This window comes from Syntrophomonas zehnderi OL-4 (assembly GCF_000983115.1).
Taxonomy (GTDB): Bacteria; Bacillota; Syntrophomonadia; order Syntrophomonadales; family Syntrophomonadaceae; genus Syntrophomonas_B; species Syntrophomonas_B zehnderi.
This window is the reverse complement of the sequence record NZ_CGIH01000013.1, coordinates 1-16,466: the sequence shown is the minus strand read 5'-3', so window position 1 is coordinate 16,466 and position 16,466 is coordinate 1. Positions and strand designations below refer to the sequence as shown.

At 46.2% G+C, this 16,466-nt stretch carries 13 protein-coding genes; 4 read left to right on the top strand and 9 right to left on the bottom strand.

Annotated elements, in window-relative coordinates; genetic code table 11:
- Positions 1-87 precede the first annotated feature (87 nt).
- Positions 88-591, top strand: coding sequence for a transcriptional regulator MntR (gene mntR, locus AAV90_RS04260; RefSeq protein WP_046496230.1), 504 nt, complete (start codon positions 88-90; stop codon positions 589-591).
- A 109-nt stretch (positions 592-700) separates the two neighbouring features.
- The gene (gene lysA / locus AAV90_RS04255; protein ID WP_242847480.1) at positions 701-1,915 is read left to right on the top strand and encodes a diaminopimelate decarboxylase; all 1,215 of its coding nucleotides are present in this window, start codon (positions 701-703) and stop codon (positions 1,913-1,915) included.
- A gap of 99 nt (positions 1,916-2,014) precedes the next feature.
- Here the strand turns inward: lysA and AAV90_RS04250 are convergent, their stop codons facing one another.
- From AAV90_RS04250 to AAV90_RS04230, 5 genes are all read right to left on the bottom strand, one after another.
- Entirely contained in the window at positions 2,015-3,742 is a 1,728-nt protein-coding gene (locus AAV90_RS04250) for an NADH-dependent [FeFe] hydrogenase, group A6 (protein WP_046496225.1), read from the bottom strand.
- Between the two features lie 21 nt (positions 3,743-3,763).
- Positions 3,764-5,620: an NADH-quinone oxidoreductase subunit NuoF gene (nuoF, locus tag AAV90_RS04245; protein ID WP_046496224.1), complete on the bottom strand. Its 1,857-nt coding sequence runs from the start codon at positions 5,618-5,620 to the stop codon at positions 3,764-3,766.
- Complete coding sequence (nuoE, locus tag AAV90_RS04240) at positions 5,608-6,123, bottom strand: NADH-quinone oxidoreductase subunit NuoE (protein ID WP_046496348.1); 516 nt, start codon at positions 6,121-6,123, stop codon at positions 5,608-5,610. The genes nuoF and nuoE overlap by 13 nt, the downstream gene beginning before the upstream one ends.
- 422 nt (positions 6,124-6,545) lie before the next feature.
- Positions 6,546-7,790, bottom strand: coding sequence for a DUF1015 domain-containing protein (locus AAV90_RS04235; RefSeq protein WP_046496222.1), 1,245 nt, complete (start codon positions 7,788-7,790; stop codon positions 6,546-6,548).
- Positions 7,791-7,858: 68 nt separating this feature from the next.
- On the bottom strand, positions 7,859-8,929 hold the full coding sequence (locus AAV90_RS04230) for a pyridoxal-phosphate-dependent aminotransferase family protein (RefSeq protein ID WP_046496219.1): 1,071 nt from the start codon (positions 8,927-8,929) through the stop codon (positions 7,859-7,861).
- A 216-nt stretch (positions 8,930-9,145) separates the two neighbouring features.
- Between AAV90_RS04230 and AAV90_RS14000 the strand changes: the two genes are divergently transcribed.
- Both AAV90_RS14000 and AAV90_RS04220 read left to right on the top strand, forming a co-directional pair.
- Entirely contained in the window at positions 9,146-11,866 is a 2,721-nt protein-coding gene (locus AAV90_RS14000; protein ID WP_052729595.1) for a glycosyltransferase, read from the top strand.
- Between the two features lie 84 nt (positions 11,867-11,950).
- Positions 11,951-12,178: a small acid-soluble spore protein Tlp gene (locus tag AAV90_RS04220; protein ID WP_046496216.1), complete on the top strand. Its 228-nt coding sequence runs from the start codon at positions 11,951-11,953 to the stop codon at positions 12,176-12,178.
- An 82-nt stretch (positions 12,179-12,260) separates the two neighbouring features.
- Here the strand turns inward: AAV90_RS04220 and AAV90_RS04215 are convergent, their stop codons facing one another.
- The 4 genes from AAV90_RS04215 to AAV90_RS04200 all read right to left on the bottom strand — a co-directional run bounded on the left by AAV90_RS04215 (position 12,261) and on the right by AAV90_RS04200 (position 16,038).
- A complete protein-coding gene (locus tag AAV90_RS04215) occupies positions 12,261-13,133 on the bottom strand; it encodes a methionyl aminopeptidase (RefSeq protein ID WP_046496213.1) in 873 nt (290 codons plus the stop codon).
- A gap of 35 nt (positions 13,134-13,168) precedes the next feature.
- Positions 13,169-13,726 (bottom strand): response regulator transcription factor, encoded by a 558-nt coding sequence (locus AAV90_RS04210; protein ID WP_046496211.1) that lies wholly within the window; start codon positions 13,724-13,726, stop codon positions 13,169-13,171.
- Positions 13,727-13,950: 224 nt separating this feature from the next.
- Positions 13,951-14,718, bottom strand: a complete 768-nt coding sequence (locus tag AAV90_RS04205) for an SDR family NAD(P)-dependent oxidoreductase (protein ID WP_046496209.1) — start codon at positions 14,716-14,718, stop codon at positions 13,951-13,953.
- Between the two features lie 171 nt (positions 14,719-14,889).
- On the bottom strand, positions 14,890-16,038 hold the full coding sequence (locus AAV90_RS04200) for an aminotransferase class V-fold PLP-dependent enzyme (RefSeq protein WP_198142810.1): 1,149 nt from the start codon (positions 16,036-16,038) through the stop codon (positions 14,890-14,892).
- Between the last annotated feature and the right edge of the window lie 428 nt (positions 16,039-16,466).

Here is a 16,466-nt window from a genome sequence, read left to right as displayed (position 1 = left end):
CCCCGCATAATATGTCAGCTATTAAATGACAATCCCCGCTTATTGCCTGCATAAGATAATAGTAAAGAAGCAAAATAGGAGAGCATTATGGGGGATGAACAGGGAAGGTTTTATACCGTACGCGGCTATGAATTGATTGGGCAGGAAGATAAAATACTAACTTCCAGCATGGAAGATTATTTAGAGATGATCTGCCGTCTGGTTGGAACCAAAGGCTATACCCGTATCAGTGACCTTGCCGCTGCTTTGAATGTGCAACCACCGTCAGCCAGTAAGATGGTGCAAAGATTAGCAGATGCTTCCTTGGTGCATTACCAGAAATATGGTTTGATTAAACTGACTGAAAAAGGCAAGACACTGGGCGAGTATTTGCTGTACCGCCATGCTACAATCGAACGATTCCTTAAACTGTTAGGGGTTACAGAAGGAATTTTAGAAGCAACCGAAAAGATCGAACACAGTTTAAGCAAAGAAACAGTGACTAAAATTAGTCATCTGCTAAGTTTTTTTGAAGAACAGCCGCACTTAAAAGACCAATTCGCCCGGTATTCTAAAAATCGAGCCTTTTTACGACCAGACGATAACATCTGAGTGCCGCTCAGTGTCTAAATAACTCCACCCCCCTTGCCAGCTTAGGCATTTTATAATATAAATAAGAAATCAGCTATAGATAGGCCGTAATTAAGAAGGAGTGGATAAAGTGGGGTATGAAAAACAGGCGTTCGCCAAGGCAGATGTACTGCAGCTATTAAAGGAATATGGCAGCCCTTTGTATGTTTACGATGAAGAAGTATTAAGAAACCGCTGCCGGGAGTTGCGCACTTTGGTCAAATATCCCCATTTCAGAGTGAACTATTCTGCCAAGGCCAATACCAATGTGGAATTATTAAAAATCATAAAAGATGAAGGCCTGGACGTAGACGCCATGTCACCCGGAGAAATGTACCTGGAGATGAAGGCTGGTTTTACAGCGGATCGCATAATGTTTATCGGCAATAATGTTTCCCGGGACGAATTACAATACGCAGTGGATCGTAATATTTATATATCCGTAGATTCCCTCTCCCAACTGGCCTTACTGGGCGAAATAAACCGGGGCGGTCAGGTTTGTCTGCGCATAAATCCGATTATTGGAGCTGGACATCATGAGAAAGTAGTTACCGGCGGTAAAAAAGCCAAATTCGGCATTGCCATTGAAGATCTGCCCAAAGCCCAGAAGATTGCGGACAGCTATGACATGACGATCACCGGACTAAATCAGCACATCGGCTCCCTCTTTCTGGAGACTGAAGCCTATGTTGCGGCCGCGGCACAGCTTTTAGACATAGCTGCGACTCTGCCGACTGTTCAAGTTGTGGATTTCGGAGGCGGCATGGGAATCCCTTACCGTCACGAAGAGGAAACCCGCCTGGATTTGCATAAACTTGGTCAGGAACTGGATGATTTGATTGCCACCTGGGTTGAAAAGCACTGGCCTATTATGGTGCGCATTGAGCCGGGTCGCTACGTAGTGGCCGAATGCGGCATCATATTGGGAACCGTAACCGCGGTCAAAAATAATTATAATACGTATTTTGTAGGCTGTGATATCGGCTTTAATACCTTGATACGTCCAGCTATGTATGACAGTTATCATGAAATCAGTGTAGTTCCGGCTCAAAATCGTGAGTACCAGGAGTATGAACAACCGGTATACCTGGTAGGTCCCATCTGTGAAAGCGGAGATATACTGGCCCATGACCGGGTGTTGCCGGTTTGCCGGGAGGGTGATGGCTTAATTGTTCATGATGCCGGGGCTTATGGCTTTGCCATGGCCAGCAATTACAATTCCCGTCCCTTGCCGGCTGAGGTTCTGATACAAAAAGACGGCAAGATACGCATCATTCGCAAAGCCCAATCCCTCAAAGACCTCTAGTCAGATGTTTAAAGGCTCATTAACCCCAAAAAGACAGCCTGTAATCTTGTTATGATATCCAGGCTGTCTTACAGGAGGTAATAGCAAAGAGTGCCTAATTTATAATACTTTAGGTTGGGGGCTATAGTGGGTGTGCAGCAACTCATGAACTGCTGACTCATCGGAATTATGCAAGTAGTCCTCATACAGATGCTTCACTTCGTTATTATCATGAGCGTTACGCAGAATCCTGCCTTTCTCTTCGTTATATAACTCACCTATACGGCAAGCCCTTAATTGATTACTGGACGTAAAGGCTTGACCGCCGCCGCCTATGCAGCCTCCCGGGCAGGCCATAACCTCAATAAAATGATAGGGTGATTCTCCGGCTTTTACAGCTTCCGCCAATTCCCGGGCATTACTTAAGCTATGCACGGCAGCTACCTTAATTATATCCCCATTTAGATTCAACTCGGCTGTCTTCACACCTTGCATCCCTCTTAGTTCCTGAAAATCAAGAGGAGGCAGCTCCTGCCCGGTAGCGGCTTGGCAGACAGTGCGCAGAGCTGCTTCGGCTACACCGCCGCTGGCTCCAAAAAGAACTCCTGCTCCGCTGTATTCGCTCATCCAGGAATCAAAATCGCTGCCCTCCAGGTTAAATGGATTAACTCCCGTCATGTGAAAGAGCCGCCCCAATTCCCGGGTGGTCAGTACCAGATCAACGTCCGGATAATCACTATCCTTCATTTCCGGGCGCAGGGCTTCATACTTCTTTGCCGTACAGGGCATGATGGCAACCGAATAGATTTGAGCTGGGTCAATACCCGTTTTCTCCGCCCAGTAGGTTTTCACCAGAGCGCCAAACATCTGCTGAGGTGATTTACAGCTTGAGATATGCCCCAAAAGCTGCGGAAAAAATATCTCCGCAAATCTTATCCATGCCGGACAACAAGAAGTAAACATGGGCAGAGTGCCGCCGGTGGTGATACGCTCCAGCAATTCCCGGCTCTCTTCCATTACGGTTAGATCGGCTGTAAAATTGGTATTTAAAACGTAATCAAAGCCTATGTTTCGTATGCCGGCTACCAATTGTTCCATGGGCAAAGATCCACTCTCCCGTCCCCATTCCTCCGCTATTGCCAGCCTAACAGACGGAGCTATCTGAGTAACCACAATTTTTTGCGGGTCTGCCAGTGCCGTTAACAGCTCACCGATCTGCTCACGCTCACCAATCGCGCCTACAGGGCAGGCATGAATGCACTGCCCACACATTACACAGGGGCTAGCCAGCAGATCCTGCCCCAGGGAAGGGACGACCAGAGCATCATAACCACGATAAGCCATACCCAAAGCATGAACTGTCTGGGTTGTACTGCAAACCTCCGTACAGCGGCCACACAAAATACACTTATTAGGATCTCGAACGATGGCCGGACTGGAAAAGTCAGCGGGCAGTCGCCTGGGTTCCTTGGAAAAAGCGGTCTGGCGCAGATCATAGGCGCTGGTCAGATTCTGCAGTTCGCAGTTGCCATTGCGCATGCAGTGCAAGCAATCCTGGGGATGGCGCGCCAAAATTAGCTCCAGAATCGTTCTTCGAGCTTCCAAAACCCGGGCGGTAGTTGTTTTAACTTCCATGCCCTCGCTTACCAATGTGGCACAGGCCGGCAACAGATTGACATACCCCTTGACCTCCACCACGCAAATTCGGCAATTGGCTTTGATCTCTTGATCCGGATGATGGCAAAGGGTAGGAATATTAACCCCCGCCTGCTGAGCAGCGCTTAAAATACTGGTACCTGGTGCAACGCTAACCGCATTTCCATTTATTGATAGAGTTATTTTATCCAAATCGAATTCTCCTTCCCGGTTCTAGGCTCTAACGATTGCATCAAACTTACACGCAGCCATACAGTTGCCACATTGGATGCATTTTTCCTGATCAACATAATGCACTTGCTTACGTTCCCCGCTAATCGCTTTTACCGGGCAAATATTCTCGCACAAGGCGCAACCCTTGCATTTGGTTTCATCAATCCAGAACTTAAGGAGGTTGGTACATACACCCGCCGGACACTTTTTATCATAAATATGGGCTTCATATTCTGACTGAAAATAACGCAGAGTTGCCATTACCGGGTTCGGGGCCGACTGACCTAACCCACACAGGGAAGTATCCTTAATCACCCGACATAGTCTTTCCAGGGTCGGGATATCCTCCGGTTCTCCTTCCCCGGCACATATACGCTCCAAAATCTTAAGCATCTGTCGGGTACCTTCCCGGCAAGGAGTACATTTCCCGCAGGATTCCTCCTGGGTGAATTGTAAAAAATAGCGGGCTACATCAACCATACAGGTGGATTCATCCATTACCACCAATCCCCCTGAGCCCATCATGGCACCCAACTCCAAAAGGGAGTCATAATCAACCGGCGTATCCAATAAATCTTCCGGGATACAGCCTCCCGATGGGCCGCCAATCTGAACCGCCTTATAGCAATGGTTATTTTGGATTCCGCCACCGATCTCAAAAACAATTTCCCGCAGCGATATTCCGATTGGAACTTCAGCCAGCCCGGTATGATTTATGTTGCCGGTCAAGGCAAATACCTTCGTGCCCTTGCTGTTAGCGCTTCCAATTTCGGCAAAGCAAGAGCCGCCTGCGCGCACTATTGCAGGTACATTAGCATATGTCTCAACATTGTTAATATTACTGGGATGTCCCCATAAACCCGATTGGGCTGGATAAGGAGGACGCACCCGGGGCATACCCCGTTTCCCTTCAATGGAATGCATCAAAGCGGTTTCCTCACCACATACAAATGCGCCCGCCCCGGCAGCAATGTTTATTTTAAAATTAAAACCGCTGTCCATTATATTTTGGCCTAGAAGGCCCATTTTTTCTGCATCCTGTATCGCTTTGCGCAAACGTCTAATCGCCAACGGATACTCCGCCCGCACATAAATATATCCCTCATCAGCACCAATCGCATAGCCGCAAAGGGCCATACCTTCGAGCAAAGCATGTGGGTCGCCTTCCAGTATACTGCGATCCATAAAGGCCCCCGGATCCCCCTCGTCAGCATTGCAGATCACATACTTTTTGCTGTCGTTTGACTGATAGGCAGCTTCCCATTTACGGCCGGTTGGAAAGCCTCCACCTCCCCGCCCTCTTAAACCTGATATTTTAATTTCTTCAATCAGTTTAACCGGGCTCATTGTCGTCAGGGCTTTTTCCAGGGCCTCATAACCGTCTGCAGCAATATATTGTTCAATCCGCTCGGGATCGATAACACCGCAGCGACCCAAGACTGTTTTTACCTGTTTGCTATAAAATGGGATATCTTTTAGTTCAGGAATATCCTCAATGACCTGGTTCCCCCGCGTTTCCTGAGCAATAGCATAACCGACATTGATTTTACCTTCATAAATATGGTTTTTTAAAATCTCAACTGCCGTCTCCGGCTTCATATTGCCATAAATAATCCTGGGGCCGTCCGGAATATGAATCTCCATAATAGGCTCCGCATAACACATACCGATACAGGCGGTGCTCATTATATCTGCCTGCAGTTCATTTTGCTTTATATATTTATCCAAGGCCTTAAACACCTTTTCTCCGCCCGCTGCAATTCCGCATGTCCCCAGACCGACAACCACTTTAATCCGCTTTGGGGACGCCTTGAGCTCGGCCTGAAACTGTTTTTTGATTTCACTCAGGCTACCCATACCTGGCCACCCTCTTTTTCTTTATAGTGAGCCAATATGGCAGGAACTTCCTGCGGACTGATCCGACCATAGGTATCATCATTAATCATAATAACCGGGGCCATACCACAGGCCCCGAGGCAAGCTACCGGTTCCAGCGTAAACATTAAATCTTCGGTAGTAGTCCTGCCATTCATCAAACCTAACCCCTTAACAATAGCGTCCAGCACCTGGCCTCCGCCCCGTACGTGGCAGGCAGTACCACTGCAAATACGAATAATGTTTTTTCCCCGAGCCTGAAGATGGAATTGACCATAAAAAGTAACCACTCCGAAAATTTCGCTGGACGGCATATCCAGAGCGTTTGAAATTTGCTGAATTGCCGCTGCCGGGATATATCCGAAAATACCCTGAGTCTCCTGTAAAACAGGAATTATTTTCTCTGGGCAATGCTGATAATTCTCCAACATTTTTTCCAGGGCCGTGTATCGCAGATCCTTAATCCCTTCACCACAACTGCACATTTTTTTACCTCCTCGTCCTCAACCGACTTAATAAATTATTTTTTCCTCGGCATTTTTCCTGCGGTTGGCTCCCAACCGGTGATTTATTAAATTCTGTGAAAATAATCACAAATTATTTCATTCATATTTATTTTCCACAGGGGAGAATAAATTACACGATACTGTCTGACCAGAAACCATGCACTGCTTTTTACAGTTTTGATTGTACCTTTTTTCACTAAGTGCGTCAACATTTTTCGACATTTTTTTCTTTCAACCGGTAAGGACAGTTAGATTGTCGCTAATATCTGCACGGGAAAGAATTAGCTCGATCTAATGAAGTTTTAAAATGTCATAATACAACAGACCAACATCTTTTGATGTCGGCCTGTGGGGGGGCATATTATATTTTATGCCGTTATTAAACGGTCTTTTTATGAGTCCTAAGATAACTTATGGATAAACAGTCCGCTGCGTAATTTGGGCTCAAACCAGGTGGATTTAGGGGGCATGATCTGATCGGCATCGGCAATGTCCATCAGTTCCTGAATTGTCGTTGGGTACATGGAAAAGGCTACCTGCATCCCCTCCTGCACTCTTCTTTCCAGTTCACCCAGGCCGCGAATTCCTCCTACAAAATCAATGCGTTTGTCGGTTCGCGGATTATCAATGCCCAGGATGGGCTTAAGCAGGTTATTCTGCAATATGGATACATCCAGGCGGGCAACGGGATCATTTTGATCAAAACTGCCTGCTCGCGATTCCAGTTTGTACCACTGCCCACCCAAATACATGCCAAAGGTATGTATTTGCTGAGGTCTGTACGGCTTATCGCTTTGAACCCTGCTAACAATAAAATCTGTCTTTAGCCTACTTAAAAACTGTTCCTGGGTCAGCCCGTTCAAATCCTGGACGACCCGGTTGTAATCCATTATATACAGATCTTCATCCGGGAAAATTACTGCCAGGAAGAAGTTAAACTCCTCCTCACCGGTATAATCAGGATTTCCTTCCCTCCGCAGCTGGCCTACTTTTACTCCTGACGCACAGCGGTGGTGACCGTCCGCGATATAAAGATCTTCAACCTCAAGGAATAACTGCTGAAGTTTTGAAAGGGTAGACTGCTCATCTATCAACCAAACCGTATGCAAAATCCCGTCTTCTGTTTCAAAATGGTTGGCCGGTAGCTTTTCAGTCCATTCAGCAATGATTTGATTGATTTTAAATTGGCCTCGATAAGTCAAAAAAATGGGGCCGGTATTAGCGTCACAGATATTGACATGATTGATACGATCCTGTTCTTTATCTGCGCGGGTATATTCATGTTTTTTTATTTTGTTCTGTAGGTATTCGTCTATGGAGCAGCAGGCCACTATGCCGGTCTGGCTCCTGCCCTGCATAGTCTGACGGTAAATATATAAACAAGCCTGGCGGTCTTCTTGCAGAACTCCCTCGTCTATCATCTGCTGCAGATTTTCTTTGGCCTTCTGATATACCTGCGGATCATATAAATCAATCCCGGGATCAAGGTCAATTTCTGCCTTGTCAACATGTAAAAAAGAGTATGGGTTACCCGCAACCATATCCCGGGCCTCCTGCGTGCTCATTACATCATAAGGCAAAGCCGCAACCTGTCGGGCCAGATCCGGTCTGGGCCGGATGGCCCGAAATGGTCTGATTATTGCCATCTTTTTTTATCCTCCTGTCCCTTGGTTCTGCTGCGTTCAAGAGATATCCCCCTGTACGCATTCACTAATTATAGTTTTAAAATATCATCGATATGGGCAATCAGTTCCTTTACTTCCTCCAGGGTGCAATCTGCCATATGGGCAATACGGAAGGTCTGGTCTTTTAATTTGCCATACCCGTTCGATATTTGGAAACCCCGCCTGCCCAATTCCTGGTTCAAGGCAGCGACATCTATTCCCCGGCTGTTGTTAAAAGTGGTCACGGTGTTGGAAAGATATCTTTCGTCAGCAAAAAGCCCAAAATGGCGGCGTCCCCAATCGCGTACATAGTCGGCCATTTCCTGATGTCTGCGAAAACGATTATCCAGACCTTCCTTAAGTATCAGATCCAACTGATAGTCCAGGGCAAACATATGGGATAAGGAAGGGGTCGAGGGATACTGGTAATCCTTCTTTTGAATGTAATCATACAGGGCCAGCAGATCTAGATAATACCCCCGGTTTGGAACTTGCCCGGCTCTTTCTACGGCCTTGGCTGACATGGAGCAGATCGCCAGTCCCGGCGGCAAACCCAGGGCTTTCTGGGTCGAGGTAATGCAAATATCCACACCCAGTTGGTCGACTTGAATTTTAGTCCCGCCCATGGAGCTAACCGCATCCAGGCAGTAGACCACCTCGGGGTATTTTTTAGCAACGTCCGCGATTTCTTCAACCGGGTTCATCAGACCGGTAGAGGTTTCATTATGGGTAATGGTCATCAGGTCATATTTACCGGTGGAAAGCACTTCCTCCACCAATTGGGGAGTTGTGGCCTGACCCCAGTCAACTTCAAACAGATCAGCCGGAACATTGTTGGCCTGAGCCATTTCAAACCAGCGCTTGCCAAAAGCCCCCACGGAGAAAACCGCCGCCCTTTTTAGGGTACAGGAACGCACCGCTCCTTCCATCAAACCACTGCCCGAACTGGTGGAGAGTAATATTTCTTCCTGAGTGTAAAACACCTGACGTATTTTATCACTAATCCGGTGCTGCAAATCGGAAGCATTCTTGCTCCGATGTCCTATCATAGGGGTAGCCATTTTTTCCAGCACTTCCTGTCTAACCTCTACCGGACCGGGAATAAATAACTTCTTATGCACTTTTTTTACCTCCATTACTTTGTCTGATATAGAGTATCAACTTGGCCTAAGCATCATTGTATCAAAACATTTTTAATTCACCCAGCAAATTTAATTCCATGCTTAAATCAAGCCCCAAAAAGAATAACTAGCCCGGCTGTTTTTAAAAACACACCGTTATTTTATGACTTTTGGGGAAAACTGTTTTTATCTGCTTATAAGGAATGATGTTTTATTTTGCTGACCCAATTTACTAAATTTGCCCTAACCGGATTAGTAAACACCTTGATTGATTTCGGGGTATTTAATTTTTTAGTATACCTAACCGGGGCACAAAGCCCATTAGGCATCGGGTTGATCAATACCCTGGCCGTAAGCCTGGCCATGTGTAATAGTTTTATTTTAAACCAAAATTGGACTTTTCCAACCTCGCCTGATAGAAAAGGTCAGATAACACGTTTCATCACCGCTTCTTTAATAGGTATTGCCATCAACAGCAGTACGGTGGCACTGATCACCGCGTTGCCTATTTTAATATCCCAGTCACCATATCTGTTTTTAAATGGGGCCAAAATAATGGGGGCTATCCTATCCATTACTTGGAATTTCCTGACCTATCGCCACTGGGTTTTTGCCAATCGGGAAGCTAGAACTATTTTCCAACCCGCCGGTTACCAGCCCGGAATGGTCAGCATAATAATTCCCGCCTATAATGAAGAACACCGTTTGCCACAAAGGCTGCGCCAATTGGCACCCGCCCTTTTAGAGCACTTCCTCTTAGAAATAGTCGTGGTAGATGACGGCAGCCAGGATCGCACCCGGGAGATAGTTGAGGAATTGACGCAGCAATACCCATTTATCCGTTACCTGCAGCATAAAACCAATCAAGGAAAAGGTGCGGCGGTTCGCACCGGTATGTGCCACGCGGCCGGTGAATATCTGATATTTACTGACGCGGATGCAACATTTACCCCGGAACATATCATCAGGCTTGCCAAAAAACTTCTTCAGGGAGATGCCGCCGTTATTGCCTGCCGTCAAGGTGCGGTCGGAAAACGGGTTGCTGGTGAGTCGCTTGGGCGCTTTTTACAGGGCAAAGCCTTTAATTTACTGGTACAAATACTGCTCTTGCCCGGTATCAAAGACACCCAGTGCGGCTTAAAGGGTTTTAATCAGCAGGTTGCAGCCCAGATCTTTCCACGTCAGCGCATACGGGGATTTGCTTTTGATGTTGAACTCCTGGCACTAATTAAATCACTTAAGCTGCCGACTGCTCAAATTGCGGTAACCGCCAAGGATTGCCCCGGTTCCACGGTACATCGAATATTGGCTCCTTTGACCATGGCTCGGGATATACTTAGAATCAGATTAGCCTTGTTTTTAAACCTATACGGCCTGCCCGACATGGTTAGTTTGCCAAAACGCTTGATACCGGCAGGCAGCCTGTTTATCCTGGCATTGCTGGTGCGAATTCCCTGGCTGTGGGAAATCCCCCGTTATATTGATGAATTAAAGGAAGTTCAGCTAGCCTATCAGATTTATCAGGGTCAGGTTCTGCCGCTTCATAATACTGCCCATGATATTGGCGCTTTGCATAATTATATCCTGGCAGGAATTTTCAAGCTGGCGGGGGTGAGCGTCTATTGGCCCCGGCTATATGTAGCGATTACTTCTGCCTTGACCGTAGTTCTTTTTTATTACATTGCCAAAAAAATGTTTGGTCATTGGGTGGGGATGGTTGCAGCATTGCTATTGCTGGGCAATGGTATGCACATCCTGGTCACGCATATGGCCTGGTCCAATTGCACGACTCCATTTTTCTTCTGCCTGGCCTGGTTGGCTCTTGGGCAAGCTGAAGAAAAAAAGAGCGGAGCCTGGTTGATACTGTCAGGTATTCTATGGGCTTTAACCCTGCAAACCCATGCCTCGGCTATTATCTATGTACTGGCAGTAAGCATCTATGTTCTGCGCCCGTACTTTCGTTGTCAAACTGCCATCAAGACCAGGTATTATTGGGCAGCCGTGATCTGTTTCCTGACAGCTTACAGCAACATGATTTATTACAATATAGTCTCGCGGGGAGGCAGTTTGGCGTGGCTCAGATACAAAGGATATGCGCTGGAGAAAGACCCTGGATTAATGTCTTATCTGAAAAACACTCAGAATATGTTTATTGATCTGGTGCGCTCAGTAAGTTCAACCTATGCCCATCAAGATATACCCTGGCATTACCTGGGTTATCCCTGGTTTACTCTGGCCCTGTTGCTGCTTTTGCTGGGTGCTTACCGGGCTTTTAAGAGTAAAAAACATCTGCCCCTATACATCCTGGCTGCCTCTTTTCTGGTGTTGCCCTGGATTAATGCACGCTATTCCTTTTTCCTGTCTACCCGTTATATTATGCCGGTCATTCTTTGTGCCTTGTTGATGATATCCCTGGGACTGGTTCACAGTTGCCGACAAATCTACGAATTTATGGGCAACAAACGTAATCTGACGATTCCTGCTTATGCAGCCCTCTTATTGTTGGTGGTAGTACAGATAATCCCCTTCTATAGCTATTGCGCCCAGAAAGCGGGTACCAACCAATCCAACCGCTTGGCTTTACAGGTCTTTCAAAAAGCCATGGAGCTAAGTGACCGTCGTTCTACCCTGGTAGTACTGGATAAAAACCTGATGCTGGAAAACGATCCTCTCCCCTATCTGCTTACAATAGCGGAACAACCATATCTGGTCAGCAACACTGATTTGCTGGTTTTTTCCTCGTCTGGTGCCCCAGCCCTGCCCGCCGACTATCAGGGCAAAAAAGTTGTAGGTATTGTCAGTGCCAGTAACTACAAAACCCTAAAATCGCAATTGTCACCGCAGGGGATTGAGGCTTTTTCTTGCCAACTGACTTTGCATCCCACGGATAAGGGAGAACGCAAGGTCTATGTGTTGGATCTGGGCTGCTCAGAGTAAAAGCCTGGCCGTATAAAACTATCCCGATATTCAAACAATAATTATGCCAAAGCAATTCTATGTTAGTTTAAAGGAGGGATTTTAATGAAACGCCAAGCCGATGACCGCAGTGACAATGTAGAGAAAATCCAGCGAAATATTACTAACACCATCCGTAATATTGAGTTAACCGAAGAAGCCATCTCCCAAACCGACAATCCCGCTATGATAAAAAATCTGGCCAGAAAAAATGAACGGCGTGAAGAAGCACTAAATTCCATGCGTGTAGAAATTCAAGATGAAGCCCAAGACCGGGAGCAAGGATATGAATAAATAATCCAGACAGGGGGACGCTTTTTTTGTAGGTTATTTAAATGACCTGCAAGAAAAGCGTCCCCCTGTGTAATACCCTGGGTTATAAGCTTAAGACCTCAACGCCGGTATCTGTTACCCGAACGGTGTGTTCCCACTGGGCTGACAGTGATCCATCCACGGTTATTGTGGTCCAGCCATCTGCCAAAATTTTCGTTTTATAACTGCCTGCATTGATCATAGGCTCAATCGTAAACACCATATTCGGCACTAAAACCATGCCATCCTCCTGGCTGCCAAAATGCTGTACAAAGGGTTCCTCATGAAACGCAATCCCTACCCCATGGCCGCCAAAATCCTGAACGACTGAAAAGCCATATTTGTTGGCATGTTGTTCGATCGCATAAGCGATATGGCCTATGCGATGAAAGGGTTTTACCTGTTCTATTCCCAGATAAAGGCATTCCCGGGCCACCTTTACCAGTTCCTGAGCTTTAGGAGATGGATTCCCGATTAGAAACATGCGGCTGGTATCTCCGTAATAACCGTTTAAAATACAGGTGACATCTACATTAACGATATCACCATCCTTAAGCTGGCGGTCATCGGGAATACCATGACAGATAACTTCATTAATGGAAGTGCACACACTACGCGGATAGCCTTTGTAGTTCAGGGGTGCCGGGTGGGCACCGCAGCTTAGCGTGTATTCATGCACGTAACGATCTATCTCCTCGGTGCTAATACCGGGACGGATTATTTCCTCCAGGTTGTCTAATATTGTCTTGCTCAACTGACTGGATCGGCGAATCCCCTCGATCTGTTCCGGGGTCTTAATCATTCCCCGGCTTGGCACCTCATATCCGGCCAAGGCCAGTTCTTCCAATCTGGTGTCCTGTTCCAGGTGGCATTTTTTATATTTTTTCCCGCTATTGCACCAGCAGAGATCATTGCGATTAATCTTGCTAATTTTCATTTACCTCTCTTTACAAAAGGGCTGACCCTTGACATCTATAAACGGCTTCCGCAGAATGGACAAAAAACATACTTGGTTTTGCTGCTTTCTAAGCCTTTGCCGCAATAAGGACAAAAGGCAAAATCGTTTATTATAATATTATGCTCCCCAATATCTGATTTATTGTATAATTCCTTTTCATCCGGGCTATCTCCCCGGCGAGAATTGTTTAGTTTAACTACCGGTTTTTTCTCTTTGACTTGAATCGAACCGGAATCAGGTTGATCACTTAGCAGCCTGCTGAGCTGCTCCAGCGTTGCCGGGGTTTCCAATAACCCATCAACGGCTTGGCTCGCTACGTGCCGGTTTCGGCTGCAGGTGGAAAGCAGGCAGCGAATGTCAGGCTGGATTGACTTAATCTGTTCGATTAACTGCTCTCCGGTAATATCGGTCATGGTCAGGTTGGCAATAACTATGTCCGGCTGATATTTTTTTATCAGCCTTAATCCCTCGAATTCATCGGTTGCCTTAACCTCAAAGCCCAGGTTCTGTACCTGATCCCTTAATACTACCCTTTCAAAACCAGAATCATTTATAATAAGTACTTTCCTCATGATGACCAGCCTCCGTTTAAAATGCTGATTCCCTTAAACCTTATATTCGGTTTAAAGTCCCAAAATCCTACTTCGGCAAACCTGATCTGTTTAATTATAGCATTAAAGGCGATTAAGGAGACTGTCCCGCTTGGAAAATAAGTGATTCGCTTATTTTTTTTAAAACCAATAAAAAACGGCCAGGCGTATAACACCCGACCGTTGACAAGCTAAGCTTATATTGATTACTTAATACCCATGCGGATGGCTCCGTCCAGACGAACGGTTTCGCCGTTTAAGTAGGAGTTTTCAACCATCTGACATACCAGGGAAGCAAATTCCACCGGATCACCCATGCGTTTCGGGAACGGTACCTGAGCACCCAGAGAATCGCGGGCCGCCTGAGGCAGTAATGCCATCATGGGCGTATCAAATATACCAGGTGCTATAGTCAGAACCCGGATGCCTTCCCGGGAAAGATCCCTGGCAATAGGCAGGGTCATGCCAACGACACCGGCTTTGGAGGCGGAGTAAGCCGCCTGTCCCATTTGCCCATCAAAGGCAGCTACGGAAGCTACGTTAATCAAAACGCCCCTTTCGCCTTTGTCGTTGGGTTCATTCTTACTCATCTGCCAGGCTGCCAGTCTCATAACATCGAAGCCACCTACCAGGTTGATATCGATAACCATCTTGAACCAATCCAACACGGTAGGGCCATCCTTGCCTATTATTTTAGACGCACTGCCTACGCCGGCAGCATTAACCAGTACATCCAGTTTGCCAAATTTATCAATAGCGGCAGCTACAGCAGCTTCATTTTCAGCGGTTACGGTTACATTATCCTTAACAAACACGGCCTTGTCTCCAAATTTGGCAGCCAGTTCCTGGCCTTTTTCTTCATTCATATCCGCAATAACAACTTTAGCACCTTTTTCAATCAGCATTTCCACCGCCGCAGCACCCAGTCCGGATGCACCCCCGGTTACCAGTGCTACCAATCCATTAATATCCATATTAAATCCCCCTCTTAACGTATTTGGAAAACTATATATATTATACCAATATATGCCAGAAAAGATAAGTGCTATTTTCTTTTTGCTCATAATTTTACCCGGTCAAAAAAAGCACCACCAACGAGGTTTCGTTGTGGTGCAAATCTTTGAGTTATTACCGGTAAGCCAATTTTATAGCCGTCTGGACAGTTGGTCGATGGCCGTTAATACTTTAATAACGTCAGCGTGCTCCGTAAAATATCCCGGACTAAGTCTACAGGCCCCTTGGGCGAGAGTACCTATGGTCTGATGGGCCAATGGTGAACAATGCAATCCGGAACGGGTGGTGATGCCAAATTCATAATCCAGATAAGTACTTAACTCCCCACAGTCCATATTATCAAGATTAAATGCCAGTACAGCTGTACGCCGGTTGCTATCTGCTGGACCATACAGGGTGACACCTGGTATCTGCTGCAACCCATCTAGGAGCTGGTTGGTTAAAAGCTGTTCCCGGGCTTTTATTTTTTCCAATCCCTGTTCTGCAATAAAATCTAGGCCTGCACCAAGTCCGGCAATACCAGGTGTATTCAGGGTTCCGCTTTCCAGAATATCCGGCATAAAATCGGGTTGCTCCAGGTATTCGGAGAGGGAGCCGGTACCCCCTTCTTTTAATGGTTTGACCTGAATACGGGGACTTATATAGATTCCCCCGGTTCCCTGCGGACCTAGTAATCCTTTATGGCCGGTAAAAGTTAATATGTCAATATTATCCAGTTCCACGTCAATAGGTAGTACCCCGGCGGTTTGGGCGGAATCCACCAAAAATGTGACCCCTGCATTCCGGGCAATATGGCCTATCTCTCTAATGGGCATGATAGTGCCGGTGAGATTGGAAGCATGCAGGATACAGATCATACGGGTGTTCTTTTTTATAGCCCGGCGCACGTCCTCGGGATCTAAGCTGCCGTCCTGGCTACAGGCCACCTGGGTCCATTCAATGCCATGCTGGCGTAACACATTAAGAGGTCGGGCAACGGCATTATGCTCCATACTGCTGGTTATCACATGATCACCTGCCCGCAGCATCCCTTTTAAGCCAGTATTGATGGATTCGGTAATGTTTAATGTGAAAGCGATATCAGCGCTATCCTTAATATTAAAAAAGCGGGCCAGGGTTTCACGGGTATTAAGCAGAACCGACCCTGCCTCAAGCGTCTGCTGATTACTGCCCCGTCCAGGATTGCCCCCCATGTATCGATTAAAATGATCTACTGCCTCGTAAACACTTTCCGGCTTGGGAAAAGAAGTTGCGGCATTATCCATATAAATAGCTGTCACTGGTATTATCCTTTCTAATTTCAAAAAACAACGGGGCTGACATCCATCGCCAAATAAGCAGGCTAATGTCTTCTCCTAATAGTCTATATAGTAAAAGTATATCACTATACTGTTTATAATAGAAATGAAAAAAAGTTATACATGTTTGGTTGCCATGCTGATTGAGACTTTTGCATAATTCAAAAAAATATTCGAAAAAAGATAAGTCAAAGCTATCTGTTATAATTAGCAATAACATTTATTACCATGTTGGCTAAGATATAACAGTCAGACTATGACAATTTCCGAAAAAGGACATAGTACCCCCTTCAAAGTATTTTGTTCTTTTAAAACCCGATAGATTTAAGTTATGCAGCCAGCGACTGCGTATTGCTATCTTGGTTAACTGCGATAACAGATGCAATCATAGTTATGGCACAAAGGTAAGC

Excerpts from the sequence above, each read along its gene's own strand:
- mntR (WP_046496230.1), top strand. The coding sequence starts at position 88 with ATGGGGGATGAACAGGGAAGGTTTTATACCGTACGCGGCTATGAATTG.
- nuoF (WP_046496224.1), bottom strand. The coding sequence starts at position 5,620 with ATGGGTAGCCTGAGTGAAATCAAAAAACAGTTTCAGGCCGAGCTCAAG.
- nuoE (WP_046496348.1), bottom strand. The coding sequence starts at position 6,123 with ATGTGCAGTTGTGGTGAAGGGATTAAGGATCTGCGATACACGGCCCTG.
- AAV90_RS04235 (WP_046496222.1), bottom strand. The coding sequence starts at position 7,790 with ATGGCAATAATCAGACCATTTCGGGCCATCCGGCCCAGACCGGATCTG.
- AAV90_RS04220 (WP_046496216.1), top strand. The coding sequence starts at position 11,951 with ATGAAACGCCAAGCCGATGACCGCAGTGACAATGTAGAGAAAATCCAG.
- AAV90_RS04215 (WP_046496213.1), bottom strand. The coding sequence starts at position 13,133 with ATGAAAATTAGCAAGATTAATCGCAATGATCTCTGCTGGTGCAATAGC.
- AAV90_RS04210 (WP_046496211.1), bottom strand. The coding sequence starts at position 13,726 with ATGAGGAAAGTACTTATTATAAATGATTCTGGTTTTGAAAGGGTAGTA.
- AAV90_RS04205 (WP_046496209.1), bottom strand. The coding sequence starts at position 14,718 with ATGGATATTAATGGATTGGTAGCACTGGTAACCGGGGGTGCATCCGGA.